The organism is Streptomyces aurantiacus JA 4570 (assembly GCF_000414115.1).
Classification (GTDB): domain Bacteria; phylum Actinomycetota; class Actinomycetes; order Streptomycetales; family Streptomycetaceae; genus Streptomyces; species Streptomyces aurantiacus_A.
Map to the genome: position 1 here is coordinate 1 of NZ_AOPZ01000053.1, position 14,881 is coordinate 14,881.

Annotated in this window: 9 protein-coding genes and 1 pseudogene; 2 read left to right on the forward strand and 8 right to left on the reverse strand. The window is 75.6% G+C overall.

What is annotated here, in order from left to right:
• Both STRAU_RS06935 and STRAU_RS06940 read left to right on the forward strand, forming a co-directional pair.
• Positions 1–564, forward strand: a 564-nt coding sequence (locus STRAU_RS06935) for a protein phosphatase 2C domain-containing protein (protein WP_162473215.1), incomplete at its 5' end; no start/stop codon positions are given.
• A 19-nt stretch (positions 565–583) separates the two neighbouring features.
• The gene (locus STRAU_RS06940) at positions 584–1,936 is read left to right on the forward strand and encodes a protein kinase domain-containing protein (protein ID WP_016639548.1); all 1,353 of its coding nucleotides are present in this window, start codon (positions 584–586) and stop codon (positions 1,934–1,936) included.
• Here STRAU_RS06940 and STRAU_RS06945 read toward each other — a convergent pair.
• The 8 genes and pseudogenes from STRAU_RS06945 to STRAU_RS42875 form a co-directional block, all read right to left on the reverse strand.
• Entirely contained in the window at positions 1,926–4,136 is a 2,211-nt protein-coding gene (locus STRAU_RS06945; RefSeq protein WP_016639549.1) for a hypothetical protein, read from the reverse strand. The genes STRAU_RS06940 and STRAU_RS06945 overlap by 11 nt on opposite strands.
• A 3-nt stretch (positions 4,137–4,139) precedes the next feature.
• Positions 4,140–4,634, reverse strand: a complete 495-nt coding sequence (locus STRAU_RS06950; protein ID WP_063890329.1) for a hypothetical protein — start codon at positions 4,632–4,634, stop codon at positions 4,140–4,142.
• A complete protein-coding gene (locus STRAU_RS38860; protein WP_016639551.1) occupies positions 4,631–6,088 on the reverse strand; it encodes a methyl-accepting chemotaxis protein in 1,458 nt (485 codons plus the stop codon). The genes STRAU_RS06950 and STRAU_RS38860 overlap by 4 nt, the downstream gene beginning before the upstream one ends.
• Before the next feature lie 85 nt (positions 6,089–6,173).
• Positions 6,174–8,108: an Hsp70 family protein gene (locus tag STRAU_RS06960; RefSeq protein WP_016639552.1), complete on the reverse strand. Its 1,935-nt coding sequence runs from the start codon at positions 8,106–8,108 to the stop codon at positions 6,174–6,176.
• Positions 8,105–10,246: an Hsp70 family protein gene (locus STRAU_RS06965; protein ID WP_016639553.1), complete on the reverse strand. Its 2,142-nt coding sequence runs from the start codon at positions 10,244–10,246 to the stop codon at positions 8,105–8,107. The genes STRAU_RS06960 and STRAU_RS06965 overlap by 4 nt, the downstream gene beginning before the upstream one ends.
• Positions 10,243–10,785: a nucleotide exchange factor GrpE gene (locus STRAU_RS06970; RefSeq protein WP_016639554.1), complete on the reverse strand. Its 543-nt coding sequence runs from the start codon at positions 10,783–10,785 to the stop codon at positions 10,243–10,245. The genes STRAU_RS06965 and STRAU_RS06970 overlap by 4 nt, the downstream gene beginning before the upstream one ends.
• A gap of 29 nt (positions 10,786–10,814) precedes the next feature.
• Positions 10,815–11,159 carry a hypothetical protein gene (locus tag STRAU_RS06975; protein ID WP_016639555.1) on the reverse strand — a complete coding sequence of 115 codons (345 nt, stop codon included), beginning with the start codon at positions 11,157–11,159 and terminating at the stop codon, positions 10,815–10,817.
• Positions 11,156–14,881, reverse strand: a pseudogene (locus STRAU_RS42875) (hypothetical protein); the annotation flags it as partial. The gene STRAU_RS06975 and the pseudogene STRAU_RS42875, both read right to left, overlap by 4 nt.

A 14,881-nucleotide genomic window follows, 5' to 3' on the forward strand; every position in this document is an offset into this window, starting at 1 on the left:
CTGCACGACGCCAACGCGCCCGCGCACGGCGCCTCGCCGGCCCGCCGCGCCGCGGCCCGCGCGCGCTTCGCCAAGGAGGGGGCCCGGGGCACCTGGGACCTCGCCGCGTACGGCAGCACGCTGCTCGGCGCCGTCCTGACCCGGCAGATGCTGCTGTGCTGGCAGCTGGGCGACGGCGACGTGGTCCTCATCGACGACGACGGCGGCGCCCCGCGCACCCCGCTGTCCACCGGCCCGGACATGGGCGACGAGACCGACTCGCTGTGCGAGCCCGAGCCCTGGCGCAAGACCCGCACCTACTGGCAGCCCCTCACCGGCGGCCCGCCCCCGACCGTGCTGCTGTCCACCGACGGCCTCTCGAAGAGCTTCGCCGACCACCAGGGCTTCCTGGACTTCGCCACCGGCGTGCGCGCACGCGCCGCCGAGCAGGGCGTGGCCGCCGTACAGGAGCAACTGGGGGACTGGCTGGGGCGGGCGGCGAAGTACTCGGGGGACGACACCACACTCGTGGCCGCTTTCGCGGCCGCGCCCGCGACAGCGCAGGAAGGGACGACATCGGCATGAGGGAAGGAACGGGGACCGTATGAGCAACGGCATGCTCGCCGGCGGGAAGACGCTGGTGACCGAGGAAGGGGAGCGGGTCACGGTCGGCGAGCTCTTCGGGTCCGGCGGCCAGGGCGAGGTGTACCGCGTCTCGACGGCCCGCGGCGACCGCGCCGTGAAGTGGTACTACCCGCAGCTCGCCGACGCCCGGCAGCGGCACATCCTCGAAGGGCTCATAGAGAAGGGCTGGGACGACGACCGCTTCCTGTGGCCGCGGTCCATCGTCATGGACCCCGACGGCAAGGAGCCCGGCTTCGGCTACCTGATGGACGTACGCCCCGCGCGCTTCCAGGACCTGCCCGCGCTCTTCCGGCGCGACCCGTCCGTGCGGGACGCGACGATGCGCACGCTGGTGACGGTCGCCCTGCACACCGTGGAGGCGTACCGCGCGCTGCACTCCAAGGGCATCGCCTACCGCGACATCAACTGGGGCAACATCTTCTTCGACCCGCGCACCGGCGACGTCCTGGTCTGCGACAACGACAACGCGGTCGTGGAGGGCGGCACCGCGGGCGTCGCAGGGACCATGGACTTCATGGCGCCGGAGCTGGTGCGCGGCGACCGGGGCGCGCAGCCCGGCACCCAGACCGACCTGCACTCCCTCGCCGTGCTGCTCTTCCTGCTGCTGATGAACGAACACCCCTTCAACGGGGCGCTCGCCCTGCGCATCCACTGCATGGGCGAGGCCGCCAAGCGCAAGCTGTACGGCACCGACCCGGTGTTCGTGTACGACCCCGCGGACACCCGCAACCGCCCCGTCGTCGGCGAGCAGCCGACCGTCATCGCCACCTGGGCGGCGCTGCCGCCGATCCTGCGGGACCTGTTCGTGCAGACGTTCACCGACGGGCTCAGGGCGCCCGCGAAGCGGGTGCGCGAGACGCAGTGGCGGGACGCGCTCAGCCAGGTCCTGGACGCCATCACGCAGTGCCGCCGGTGCGGCAGGCAGAACCTGACGCAGCCCGACGGCGCGCCGCCGGACTGCTGGAAGTGCTCCGCGCCCCTCCAGCTCCCGCCGCGCCTGGAACTGGTCACCGCCACCGGCACCACCCTGCGCACCCGGCGCGGCATCCGCCTCGACCCGAGCGCCCGCGTCTACGCCCACCACCTGGACGGCGACCCGGACCGGCACGACTTCCGGGCCGTCGTCGGCGAGGTCACCGAACACCCCAAGCAGCGCGGCCGCTACGGCCTGACCAACCGCACCCAGGCCGTGTGGACGGTGCGCAAGGAGGACGGTTCCGTACGGGACGTCGAACCGGGCCGCACCATTGCCCTGCAGCCCGGCCTGCTCCTGGAGTTCGGGGGCGGGGTGGAGGCGGAGGTCAAGGAGTAGCGGGGCCGCCCGTCGGACAGCCCCTAGGCCCGTGGCCGCCCGGGACGCAGCCAGCGGCGCCAGCGGTGCCACCACGGCGGGGGCGCGGGCGGGGGCGGCGGCAGCGCGGGCAGCTCGGCGTGCGCGGTCGGCGCCGGTACGGCCAACGTACGGCCACCGCGTCCGGGCGGGACAGCGGGGTGACGGAGACGGTGCACGCCGTCTCCGGCACCGCCAACTCGACGGCCCCGCCCGACGCGAGATGCCTCGTGCGCGCCACGCGGTGAGCGACGCCCCGCGTGGCGTCGTGCCAGGAGACGAGGACGAGAACGGTCGGCTCCGGCCAGGCGAACCGCACCAGGGCACGGTCCGCCGAAAGCCGACGTACCGTCAGATTCCTTACCGAGTCCGGGCGTTCGACGACGACGCTCGCCCCGGCCACCGCCCGCTCGCCGAGCACGCTCACCGCGGTCATCCGCATCCGTCCCGCCGGGGGCACGGGCAGCTCCAGGTGCTGTGCCGGTTCCTCCCGCCAACGCAGGCGCGGCGCCTCCGCCCGCAGGTCCGGCGCGTCCCCGCCCGCCGCGAGGCCGGCGGCGATCCGGGCGAAGCGCTCCGACACGTCCGTGCCCGGCGCGACCGGTCCCTCCGGCCACGGCAGCAGCGTGCTCCGGCCGCGCCGCGGCGGGTGCCACCGCAGCAGCAAGCGGTCCCCGGCCTCGCCCACCCGCTCGGCCGTCAGCTTCTCGACCGGCGTCGGCCACCGCTCGGCACGGGCCGACACACGGACGCCGGGCGACCAGGCGACACCGCCGCCCGGGCCCGGATAGCCGCAGCTCACCTCGTACGTGTACGACCCCGGGTCCAGCGCGGGATCCACCGCGCCGTCGGGCCCGCCGAGCACGTGGTCCGGACCGTGGGCCGCGCCGACGTCCGGCTTGCCGTAACGCAGCACCCGGACCTCGGTGGCCGCCGGGTGCGGCCGCCAGCGCAGCCGGAGGCCGCCCGGCACGGGCCTGGCCGTCAACTCCGTCACGTCGGGGGCGATGAGCACGGGCGCGGTGACGCGCGGCACCCCGGCGACGCGCTCGCCGCGCAGCGGCAGGACGGCGTAGCGCAGGGCGCGGCCCAGCGGCGCGGCCGGGTCGTGGGCCTCCAACAGCCGTGCCTCCGGGCCGACCACGTCGACCTTCGCGATCTCGGTGGCGGCCTGCGGGGCGTCGTCGTCGAAGCGCAGGACGGCGTACGTCACGGGAGCGGCGGGGTGCGTGCCGGGTACGTGCGGCGTCCGCCAGCTCACGCCGACACCGCGGTCCTGCGTCCTCACCCAGGCCCCGGCCTTCTCGGTGGAGGACGGCGCGTCCGCCAGCGCGGTGGCCGCCCGCAGCAGGCCCGTCCGCAGCTCCGGCGCGTCCGTGGCCTGCCGCAGCGCGCGCAGCCACGCGCCGGACGCGGCCCGCGGATCGCCGTCCTCCTGGGACCGGCGGGCCGCGTACGCGAGGAAGCGCACCTTCGCGGAGCGGGCCCGCAGGGCGCGGAGCAGGGCGGCGAGGGCGTGGTCGTCCGGCGCGGCCGGCAGCAGCTCCGCGACGTGCTCGGCCCGGCGCAGCCTCAGGCCCGGCCAGACGTCGTTGATCTCCTCGGCCGCGCGGCGCGGCGCGCCGTCGGCGGGGAACACGGCGTCGACGGCGGCGGCCAGGAGGCGGGCCTCGCTGCGGTGCACGCCGAGCGCGGCGACGTCGTCGGCGGTGGTCGGAGTGCCCGCCACGGCACCGTCCTTGAGCAGACAGCACAGCTCCCACAGAACCACCCGCCGGGGCCCCATCGGGTCGTCGCGCGTCAGCGTCTCCAAGATGTCCGTGACGGCCGCCGCGGTGAGCGCCCGCGGGTCGGCCGACGCCTGCCAGGCGTCCCGCGCGCGCCGCACGAACGGCACGTCCACGCGCTGCCAGAGCCCGCCGCGCCCCGGGAACCACAGGCCGTCGAGGACGCGGAAGCCGTCGTCGGTCTCCGCCTTCGGCAGGGTGCCGAAGACACCGCCCGCCGCGCGCTGCCGCCCCGGTTCGCGCAGCAGCTCGGCGGCGTGCCGGAAACCCAAGTCGCGGATGGCCCGGCGCAGTTGGGTGTAGCCGCGCATGCCGGGGAACTGCGGCAGGACGGGCAGCGGGGGCGGGGTGCCGCTGCCGGTCGCCCGGACGCCGGGCCGCCAGGTCGTCGCCACCCGTCAGCCTCCCGGTGCCGTGAAGAAGTACACCCGGACCACGGCCGTCGACGCGTCGCTGCTCAGGTCGTGGAAGTCGTCCGTCGCCGTCTTCTTGGTGAACATCTCCGGACGGCCGGCGCCGAGCAGCGAGTTGACGCGGTGCGCGTACACCGTGCCGTTCCTGCCGCCGCCGAAGGTCAGCACGAGCGCGGCCGTGCGGCCCCGCCACTTCTTGGTGGACCGGCCGATCTGATCGGTGAGCGCGTCCTTGTCCGTGCCCTTCACCTTGAACTCCTCCGGTCTGCGCTCCACCGAACGCGGGCCCGTTGGCTTGGGTTTCGGCTTCGCGGACGCGTCCGCGCTCTTCGACGGCTTCGGGCGCGCGGCGAGGGGGTCGGGCCGGTCGGCCATCGACACCAGCGCCAGGACCAGCAGCAGGTCCGCGAAGAGCCACCCGGCGAGCACGACACCCGCGACCCGGCCCCCACCCCGCCCGCGCCGCCGCGGTCGGCTCACGTGTCACCTCCGGGCCGCGGGGGAGCGGAGGGGCGCCGGGACGGCGGGCGCAGGGCGCGGGTGCGGGGCGAGCCGACGTCGGAACCGGGGTCGGGTGCGGCGTCCGGCCCGGCGTCGTGCCCGGCGTAGTCCTGCGGGACGGCGTCCGCCGGTTCGTACGCGGGTAGGTGGTCGGAGCCCTCGGCCCGGGGGTCCGGTATGTGGGTGCCGTTGGTGCTGCCGGGGCTTGGTACGGGCGTTCCGTAGGGTTCCGTGGCCTGCGTTTCGTACGGTTCCGTCGCCTGTGCTCCGTACGCCGTGACGCCCGGCTCGTACTCCCTGGTGCCCGGCACCTGTGTCCCGGGCGCCGGGTGCGGCGTGCCGTTGTGGCCCGGCGCCCCCGCCAGCGTCCGTACGCCGGACTCCACGCGCGCCGCCGCGTCCTGCCAGTGGGCCGCGGCGGCGTCCCAGCGTTCGGTGGCCGCGCGCATGCCGTCGACCGCGTCCGTGGTGCGGCCGGTGCTGGCGACCAGGGCCTGCGACGCCTGTTCGGTGGCGCGCACCACCGACTCCGACCTGGCGACCAGTTCCTGGAGCGCGTCGGCGACGACCTGGGTCGTGGTGGCGTAGGCGGAGCTCGCGTGGGCCGTCGCCTGCCGGCTTTCGCGTACCGCGGTCTCGATGCGGTCCGCCGCCCCGCTGAGCTTCGGCAGTTCCGTGGCGAGCCGGGCCGTCGCGTCCCGCAGCGAGGTCGTCGCGTCCGTCACCGCCCCGGCCGTGCCGCTCAGCGCCTTGTGGTTCTTCTCCGCCTGGGTGGCCAGGGAGTTCATCTTGGTGGCGGCCTTGGTGAGTTCGGCCGCGAACTGCTTCGGGGAGGCGCTGCGGTGCGGGGCGAGCAGCATCTGGAGCCGGGTGAGCACGGAGGCGAGCTGGGCGAGCAGCCGCTCCCGCTCCGCCTCCTGGTCCGCCTCCTCCCTGTCGGCGCGCCAGCGCACGCGCGCGTGCACCACGGAGAGCAGCACCAGGAGGGCGATGAGGACCACCGCGGTCAGCGCCACGTTCTCGAAGCGGCCGAGCGGCGACAGATGGCCGCCGAAGCCGGACTGCCACAACTGGAGGAAGGGGCGCGTCGCCTCCTTGCGGTCGTCCTTCGCGAGTTCGCCGTACGCCCGCACGGCGTCCCGCAGGCCGAACCACGTGATCAGGAGCGGGATGAAGACGAGGACGCCGAGCGCCGCCTCCAGGAGGCCGTCGCGGCGCGCCGACGGCCGGGTGTCGGCCGTGGTGACGCTCTCCGGGCGTACGTAGGCGTGCACGAGGTCCAGTTCGGCCCACCGGTCGAGACGCTTGCTGTGCGTCAAGTCATCGGTGAGCGCGTTGAGTTCGGCGGCCCTGGGAGCGAGCGCCGGGCGGCCCGCGAGGTCCTGCAGCCGCTTGATGAGATCCTGCTTGTCCAGTAGTTCCGCGGGCGTCAAACGCGTACTCCCTGTCTCGGCTGTCGCAGCTCTCTCGGCTCACTCGGCTGTTCTCGGGCGGGGCGCCCCGCCCAGGAGGGCCTCGTCAGTCGAGGACGTCCCCCCTGCCGCGCCGGTTCCTGCCGTCGCGGCCCAGCCGGCGTGACAGCGCCTCGGCGCCGGGGTGTTCAGGGTCCCATGTGAGGCACTTGCCAAGGGCCTCAATCGCCTCATCCCGCGCACCGATCCGGTGCAGCTCCTCGGCGTGCCGGAAGGTGCGCCGCGCGAGCAGGCCCCGCACCCGCTCGTTCGTCGGATCGTGGCCGTACGCGCACCGCAGCCACCGCTCGGCGTCCGCGAAGTGGCCGGGCGCCATGTCGGCCATCGCGGCCGCGCAGTGCACCTCGATCATCGCGTCCAGGACGTCGGCGCGGGACGCGTGCGCGGTGGCCTCCTGCCAGGCCGCGTGGGAGGACTGGACGGCGTGTTCGTACTGCCCGAGGTCCAACAGGGCGCGGGCGCGGGACAGTTGGCGTGCGGCGCGGCGGCTCATGGGTGCCGGGGGAGCCCCGGCCGACTCGCTCTCCGGCTTGGGTTCCCGCTCCGGCTTCGGTTCCCGCCCCGGCTTCGGCTCCTGCCCCCGCACCGGCTCCTGCTCGTGCACCGGCTCCGGTTCCGGCTCCTGTCCCGGTTCCGGCGCCCCGGTGGGGCCCGCGTCCGCCCCCAGCCCCGCCAGCAGCTCCCGCGCCTCCGCCACGATGTCCCGCAGCAGCGCCACCGCCTCCTGCCTGCGCCCCTGCCCCGCGAGCTCCCGGGCCTGGGCGACGTCGCGGCGCCGCGGATCCGGCGGGTCCTCGGGCGGGAAGAGGGCCGCCGTGAGGGCGGGGGCGTCGGCGAGGGTGTCGCGGTTCGGGTCGGCCGGCTCAAGCAGGCCCTCCTCCAGGGCGGCCGCGCCGGACGACCCGGACGAAGACGCGCCGCCGCCCCCGAGGCGTACCGCGTGCTTCAGCGCCCCGAGGGCCAGGAGTTCCGGCGGCCCGTGCGCCGTGCGCCGGCCGAGCCCCGCCACGCCCGCGCGCACCTGCTCCATCCGCGTGCCGCCGCCGACGAGCAGCAGGGTGTCCACGTCCGCGCGGGCCACCGCGGCCTCGTCGAGCAGCGCGTGCGCGCGCCGCACGGTGCGGCGCACGTGGGGCTCCAGGAACGCGTCCAGGTTCGGCCGCGTGACGCCCATGCGCAGCGGGGGCCCGGTGCCGAGGTCGAGGGTGAGCGCCGCGAAGTCCGTGGCGGCGGGCGCCGCGGTGCCGTCGCCCTCCGGCGGGCCGCTCAGCGCCTGGCGCGTCGCCTGCGCCCGCTCGCGGTGCCCGAGCCACACCTCGGCAGGGGCGCCGGTCACGGACGCGGGCCCCCTGCGCGCGACCAGCAACTGCACCGCCTTCGCGAGCACCCCCTCGTCGAAGGCGCGGCCCCCGGAGGTCGCCGCGCCGTCGTAGCCGAGGGCGCGGCAGTGCCCGCGCACGCCGCGTACCAGGCCGAGTTCGAAGCCGTCGTACCCCATCCCGTACACCAGGAACGTCCCGCTGTCCCGGTCCGTCGTATGCCCCATGACCGCGGCCATGGAGTCGCTGATGAGCCGCACGGGCGTCAGACCGGCCTCCCGCGCGGCGTCCCGCAGGGCCTGCCGCTGCGCCGACTGGAAGGACGCGGGCACGCTGATGACGGTCTGCGCCACGAACGCCGACGCCCGCTCCTCCACGTGCTCCCGCAGCGCCCGCAGCATCCGCGTCACCACCGCGTCCGCGTCGGCCGCGCCGCCCCGCCACGGCACCGAACGCCCCCCGGCCAGCAGGGACTTCAGGCTCGGGAACGCCACCGGAAGCACCCCCGCACCGGCAGGCAGGCACACCAGCCACGGCCACCCGGCCACGGGCACGTCGAGGCGGCGCACCTGCTCCCCGGGCCCGGCGTACAGCGCCCGCACCCCCGTCGCGCCGAAGTCCACGCCGAGGCTGACGCGGGCCGCGGGCCTGGCTGCCGTCATCCGCCGGCCGTGTCGTCGGGGACCTGGAGGATGCCTCCGTAGTCCTTCTTGCTGGGCAGCGTCGGCACCGCCCGCTCCGAATAGGCCACGGCGATCATGCTGCGCAGGTTCTTGGCCTGCTCGGCGGTCTGGATGCGGTTGCCCTGCCGGTGGGCCGCCTTGACCTGCTCCACGGCGTCACTGATGGCCTTGACCGTCTCCAACGGCGCCCCGTCCGAGGCCAGTTCGGCCTGCCGGAACTGACTGGCGAGCCCGCACTGGTGGTACATGTCGTCGAGCAGCAGCTCGGTGAGGCGCTTGTACTCGCCGCTGTCGCCCATCTCCACGGCCCGCTGCGCCTGCCCGATGTCGCGGCGCACCTTCATCTCCTGCGTCTGCTCGATGTACGCGCCGTACTGCTTCAGGAACCGCTGCGCCTCCCGCACCGCGAGCCCGAGCTCCTCGCGCAGCACCGCGCTGTCCACCTCCTGCTCGGTCTCGGGCGGCGGGGTGCGGGGCTTCTCCCGCTTCGGTGTCGCCTCCAGGACCATGTCGGTGCCGCGCACGCTGATGCGTACGGTGATGATGCGGTCCGCCGAGTAGTTGAACGACACGTCCACATGGCAGTTGATCTCGATCTCCTGCGGCAGCTCGAACTCCACCACGCCCTGTTCGTGGTTCTCGCTCGCCACATGGCTGTCGCCCTCGTACACCGGCACCCGGATCAGCCGGCTGTCCGTCGCGTGGAACGTGCGCCGGCGCGGCTCGGGCAGCGGATAGGGCGAGCCCGCCGGGATGATCTCGACGAACACGTCGCGCTGCGCGCCCTTCACCGCCGCGATGCCCATCGCCATGGGCGTCGACTCGAACAGGCCCGTCGACCCCACCGGCCGCCCGTTGACCAGGCTCTGCCCGCAGTCCGCGCACGTCTCGGCGGTGTACTCATTGGTCGTGAAGCACTTCGGCGCCGGGCACTCCACGCCGTCGAGGGTCTGCGCGAGCACGCCCGCGCCGTAGGCCACGCACTCCATCGGGTTGATGTTGCGGCGCACCTTGTCCGGGCCGAAGAACGCCTCCACCGCCTCGTACACCGGCCGGGTCAGCGTGCCGCCGCCGACGAGCAGCACGTCGGAGATGTCGTCGGGCGTCAGCTCGAAGCCGGACAGCGTCTCCTTGACCAGGTCCATGGTGCGGGCCACGAGCGGCGCGATCATCTCCTGGAACTCGTCGCGGGTGAGCGCCATCTCGACGTCCACGATGCCCTCGGGCCCCCGGTAGGCGGCCGGGATCACGATGTACGTCTCCGGCAGCTCGTTCAGCTCCCGCTTGGCCGCCTCGGCCGCCTTCTTCGCCTGGAACAGGAACTCCTTGTCGCCGGACGGGTCGACGCCCCGCTCCGCGCGCATCCAGGCGATGATCCGCTCCACGATCGCCAGGTCGAAGTCGTCGCCGCCCAGCCAGATGTCGCCCGCCGAGCGCAGCACCTGGAACTGGCTGTGCCCCTCGCGGTCCTTGACCGTGTTCAGTACGGAGATGTCGAAGGTGCCGCCGCCCAGGTCGAAGACCAGGACGCGGCTGCGCGCGCCGTCCGGCTTGTGCAGGCCGAAGGCCACCGCCGCGGCCGTCGGCTCGTCGATGATCTTCTTCACGACCAGGCCCGCGCGCTCCGCGGCCTCCCGCGTCGCCGCCCGCTGCGCGTCGCGGAAGTAGGCGGGCACCGTGATCACCGCGTGCGTCACCTGCTCGCCGAGGGTGCGCGCCGCGTCCCGCACCAGCTTGTCGAGGATGACGCTGGAGATCTCCGCGGGCGTGCGGGTGCGGCCGCCGAGCGTCACGTGCGCGCGCGGGTCGTCGTCGGGGCCCGGCACGATCGCGTAGCTGAGCCGGTCGCGGGCCTCGGCCACCGACGTGTCCGCGAAGTCACGGCCCATCAGGCGCTTGACGGACACGATGGTGTCCCTCGGCTGGCGCACGGCCCAGTTGAGGGCGTCCTCGCCGACGATCGTCTGCTCCTTGCCGTCGCGCCGCACCAGGCCGACGACGGACGGCGTCAGGCGGTCGCCCTTGCTGTTGGTGAGGACCGCGATGTCGTCGCGGTGCGGATCGTGGGCGGCGACGGCGCTGTTCGTGGTGCCGAGGTCGATCCCGATGGCCTTCATCCGTGCGTGGTCCCTTCCTGGGTTCGCGGGCTGGTCCCGTCGGTTCCTGCGGTCCCGCCCGTCGGGGGCGCCTCCCCGGCGCCGCCGGCCGCGGCCACCACGACCCGGGCGGCGCGCAGCACGTGCCCCCGGTATCGATACCCGCGCCGCAGCACCTCAAGGACCTCGTCGTCGGCTGCTCCGGGCGGTGCGGCGCGCACCGCCGCGACGTGGTGCGTGGCCGGGTCCGCGCGCTCCCCGACGCGCCCGAACACCTCCAGGCCCTCGCCGGTGACGGCCGACTCCAGCTGCCGCGCGACGAGTTCGACGCTGCGGTGGTACGCGGCCGGGTCGGAGCCAGGACCGTCGGCGAGCAGCCGCCCGCAGGCGTCCAGCGTGTCCGCGCACACCAGGAGCAGCCGCTCGGTGTGCGCGCGGTGCGCGGCGTCGCGGGCGGCGAGCGCCTTGGAGCCCTCGTACGCGGCGAGGGCGGCGGCCGTATGCGGGTCGGGCGGGTCCGGGTCCGGACCCGGCGGGCCGGGCGGGTCCATCGGGTTCATGGGAGTTCCCCCTGTCGGATGTCGGGCGGTCAGACGTCGAAGCGGACGAGGTCGGCGACGAGGCGGGCGGCGGCCTCGTCGGACAGCGGCTCCCCGGAGCCGCCGCCCGGCTCGGCGAGTTCGCGGTCGATCTCCTCGACGGCGCCCGGGAGTTCGGCGGCGAGGTCCACGTCGTACCGGAGCAGGTCGACGAGCAGCCGCCCCCGCACCGTGCGCAGCTCGTCCCACGCCGTCTGCGCCGCCGGGGTCATCAGGTGCCGGGCGAGCAGCTCGAAGGGGACGTCCCGCAGGTCCGCGTGCGAGGTCCACGGGGTCACGCCGGCCTCGGCGAGGGCGTCGTACGGGTCCGGGGCGCTCTCGGGGTCCTTGATCACGGGGTGGGGCCTCCTTCGGTGGTGAGGGCCGTGAGCCAGCGGCTCACCGCGTCGAGCAGGGCGCTGCGCACCCGGCCGTCCATGACGTCGGCGCGGGTGGCGCGGATCAGGTGGTGCAGGGCCTTGCGGACGTCACCCCCGGCGATTTCGGCCTCCGCGCGGTCGGTGAGACCGGCGGCCCAGGACGCCAGGTCGTCCTCGTCGGGCGGCGGCTCGGCGCCGTCGCTGCGCATCAGCTCGCCCATGCCCAGGACGCCCAGGTCGGTGGCGAGCAGCCGGTCGAGTTCCTCCAGGCACTCGCCGAGGGTCTCGCGGTAGTTGTGCGTGAGGGCCTGGCCGAGGCCCACGTCGAGCAGGCCGAGGGCCTCGTGCAACAGGCGAAGGCGGGCCGGGAGTTCGTCGGTGCGGGCGTCCAGGGTGAAGACGAGGGCGCGGGCGAGGTTGTCGCGGGCGTGGTTCGAGGCGGGGTTGAGGCCGAGGGCGCGGCGCAGGTCGGCCTCCGCGCCGTAGACGTCGGAGCGCATGCCGTGCTTGGTGCGGGTGTAGCCGCGCCACACGCCGCGCATCGAGTACAGCGAGGAGAGGCGCCCGTCGAGCTGGTCGCGGACCTCGCGCTCCAGCGGGTGCAGCACCGGCGGCACCGCCTCGATCAGCGCGATCGCCTCGTCCAGGACGTCGCCGCGGCGCGCCCGCTCCTCGTCGAGCAGCGCCTCCACACGGCCGAGCACGGTCCGTACGAGCGCCTTCTTCGCGCGGGCCGTCATCCCCGCACGGCGCGCGACCGCCACCAGCCGCTCCCACTGTTCGAGGGCCCGGCCGAGCCCGCAGGCGCCGTCGGCGAGCGCCGTGCGCGACAGCTCCAGGCGGACCCGGACGGCGAGTTCCACGCCGTCCTGGAGCAGCCGCGCGTGCCGGTGCGGCAGATGGACGTACGCCGGATTGCGGCGCAGGAAGTCCTGGCAGTGCGCGCAGGCGTCCAGGTGCCGGCGCGGGTCGGGGGCGGCGGCCGGGCCCGCGCAGTCCGCGGGCAGCGTGGTCAGCGTCGGGAAGGCGGGCAGGGCGCGCAGGGCGGGCTCGAACTTGTGCACCGCGCACAGCACGAGGCCGCGCGCCAGCTCCGAGAACGCCCAGCGCAGCTCGCGCACCGCGTACTCGCCCGGGTCCTTGCCGTCCTTGGCGGCCGCGTCCAGGTCCGCGGCCAGCTCGGCCAGGGGCAGCTGGAGGTCGAGGAGGCGTGCGTAGCGGGGTCCGCAGGCGAGGGCGGTGCGCGCGCCCGGCACGCCGGGGAGCCCGCCGACGTCCCTCAGGACCCGCGCGCCCGTCAGCTCCGCCTCCAGCACCTCAGCCAACTCCTCGTAGAGCGCGGCCTGTTGCGGGCGGTCCTGCTCGGCGTGGCGCTGTTCGTACGCCGAGAGCAGTCCGAACAGATGACGGCTCAGCTCCCAGCGCAGCCGGGTCATGTCCTCGTGCGTCAGCTCCCGCTCGTAGCAGGCGGCCCGCTCGGCGCGCCAGCCGTCCCAGTACACGTCGTCGCTCAGCAGCGTGGCCCAGTGCGCGAGCGCCGACTCCCAGGTGCGCACGGCGTGTTCCCAGGCGCCGCTGTGCTCAAGATCCTGCGCCTGCCACAGCCGGGCCACGGCGAGGCCGTGCGCGACGGCCATGTCGCCCGGCGCGGCGGCCAGGCGCCGCTCCCACTCGGCCGTCGCCGCGTCCCGGCCCCGCGCGAGCAGGAGCAGCAGCGGCGCGTCGTCCGGGAACCGCTCGCACAGCACGTCCACGAAGCCGGGCCCGGCGTGCTCGTCGTCCGGCGAGAGACCGGCCAGCTCGGCGCGCAGCGCGTCCGGCTCGTGCCAGCGGTACAGCAGCGCGTCCACCTGCAGCCGCCGGCCCGGCAGCCGCAGCCGGTCCCAGGCGACGCGCTCGGACCACGACATGCGGCCGCGCTCCAGGAGCGTGTACGAGGCGTCGCTGACGGCGGCCATGGACACGCCCGGGTGCACGCCCGCCGCGCGCAGCGCGCGATAGGGGTACGTCTCGTCGCGCAGTGCGAACGGGTCGGCGGCCAGCGGGGCGTGGGTGGGGCCGTCGGCCCAGGGGAGCAGGTCGATGAGGCGGCGCAGCCGGCGGCCGCGCACATCGGCGCGGTCGAGGCGGCCCGCGGCCCGCTCGTACGCGCCGACGGCCTCGGCCCACCGGCCCTCCGCCTCCAGCAACCGGCCCTCCGCGTACGCCAGATGGGCGTCGGCGTCCCGGTGGCCCGGGCAGCCGCGGAACGCCTCGGCGGCCCGTCGCCACTCCTGGTGCGCGTCGGCGAGGCGGCCGCGGGCGTACGCGGCGACGGCGGGCGCGTCCCGGTACGTCCCCAGCGCCTCGGCCGCCGCCACGACCGCCGCCCACTCGCCGTCGGCCTCGGCGGCCCGCACCCGGGCGTACCGCCCCCGCACGGCGCAGTCGCCCTCCGCGCCCCTCGCGAGCGCGGCGAGTTCGTCGTATGCCGCGGCCACGTCCCGCCACCCCCGTGCCCCCTCGGCACCTTCCTCGGCCACCCGGGCCCGCGCGTACCGCCGCCGCCCGGCCATGTCGGCCCACCCGTCGGGCAGCACGAGGAACACGCGCAGGGCGTCGCCCCACCGCGAGGCGAGTTCGTGGGTGCGGGCGAGGGCGTAGAGGTACAGGTGGAGGGGCTCGGGGGTGGCGAGGTGAGGGGAGGCCGGGGCGGCGGGGGAGGGGGCGGAACCGGTGGGCGGCGAGTGGCCGTTGGGGGATGCTGTGCCCGTGGGGTGGAGCGCGGGGTTGCGGGTGGCCGTCGCGCTGGGGGTGGGGGTGGTGGTGGGTGCTGGGGTGGCGGGTGTGGGGGTTGCGGTGGGTGTCGGGGCGACGGGCGTCGGGGTTTCGGTGGGTGTTGGGTCGATGGGCCTTGGGGTTTCGGTGGGTGCTGGGTCGATGGGCGTCGGGGTGTCGGTGGGTGTCGGGGCAACGGGCGTTGGGGTGTCGGTGGGCGTTGGGTCGATGGGCGTTGGGGTTTCGGTGGGTGTCGGTTCGATGGGCGTCGGGGTGTCGGTGGGTGTCGGGGCAACGGGCGTCGTTGTGGCGGTGGGCGTCGGGGCGGTGGGCCTTGGGGTGGCGGTGGCTGTCGGGTCGATGGGCCTCGGGGTTGTGGTGGGCGCCGGGCCCACGGGCCCTGGGGCTCCAGTGGGCGTCGGGCCCACGGGCCTCGGGGCTCCGGTGGGCGGGGGCAGGGCCGTGCCGCCGGTGAACGCGCGGGCGTAGATCGCGCAGGCCGCCGCCCAGTCGCCCCTGGCCTCCGCCCGGCGGCCCTCCGCCTTGCGGCGCAACACGGCGACGGTGCCGTCGCGGGCCGTGTCGGGGAGGTCGGCGAGGAGCCCGGCGGCGGCGGTCCAGTCCCCGCGGCCGTCGGCGGCGGCGCGGGCCCGGGCGTAGAGGCGGCGCACCTTCACCTCCCCGCCGGCGTGCTCGTCCGGGAGCCCGCCGAACCCGTCGATGACGCCCTCCCAGTCGCCCCGGGAATCGGCGAACATGCCCTGCGCGTAGAGGAGTTGGACGGGCACGTCGGCGAACTTGGCCGGCAGCGCGGCGAGGTGGGCCACCGCGCCGCCCCAGTCCCCCCGCTCCTGGCAGACCCGCGCCTGCGCGTAGGCCCAGCGCAGGGTGACGTCGCCGTACGGGCCGCGGGACCCGACGGCGCGGGGCGCCGCGGCGGG

Bases quoted from the DNA above. Each gene is read 5' to 3' on its own strand.
- STRAU_RS06940 (WP_016639548.1), top strand. From the start codon at position 584: ATGAGCAACGGCATGCTCGCCGGCGGGAAGACGCTGGTGACCGAGGAA.
- STRAU_RS06960 (WP_016639552.1), bottom strand. From the start codon at position 8,108: ATGACGGCAGCCAGGCCCGCGGCCCGCGTCAGCCTCGGCGTGGACTTC.
- STRAU_RS06965 (WP_016639553.1), bottom strand. From the start codon at position 10,246: ATGAAGGCCATCGGGATCGACCTCGGCACCACGAACAGCGCCGTCGCC.
- STRAU_RS06970 (WP_016639554.1), bottom strand. From the start codon at position 10,785: ATGAACCCGATGGACCCGCCCGGCCCGCCGGGTCCGGACCCGGACCCG.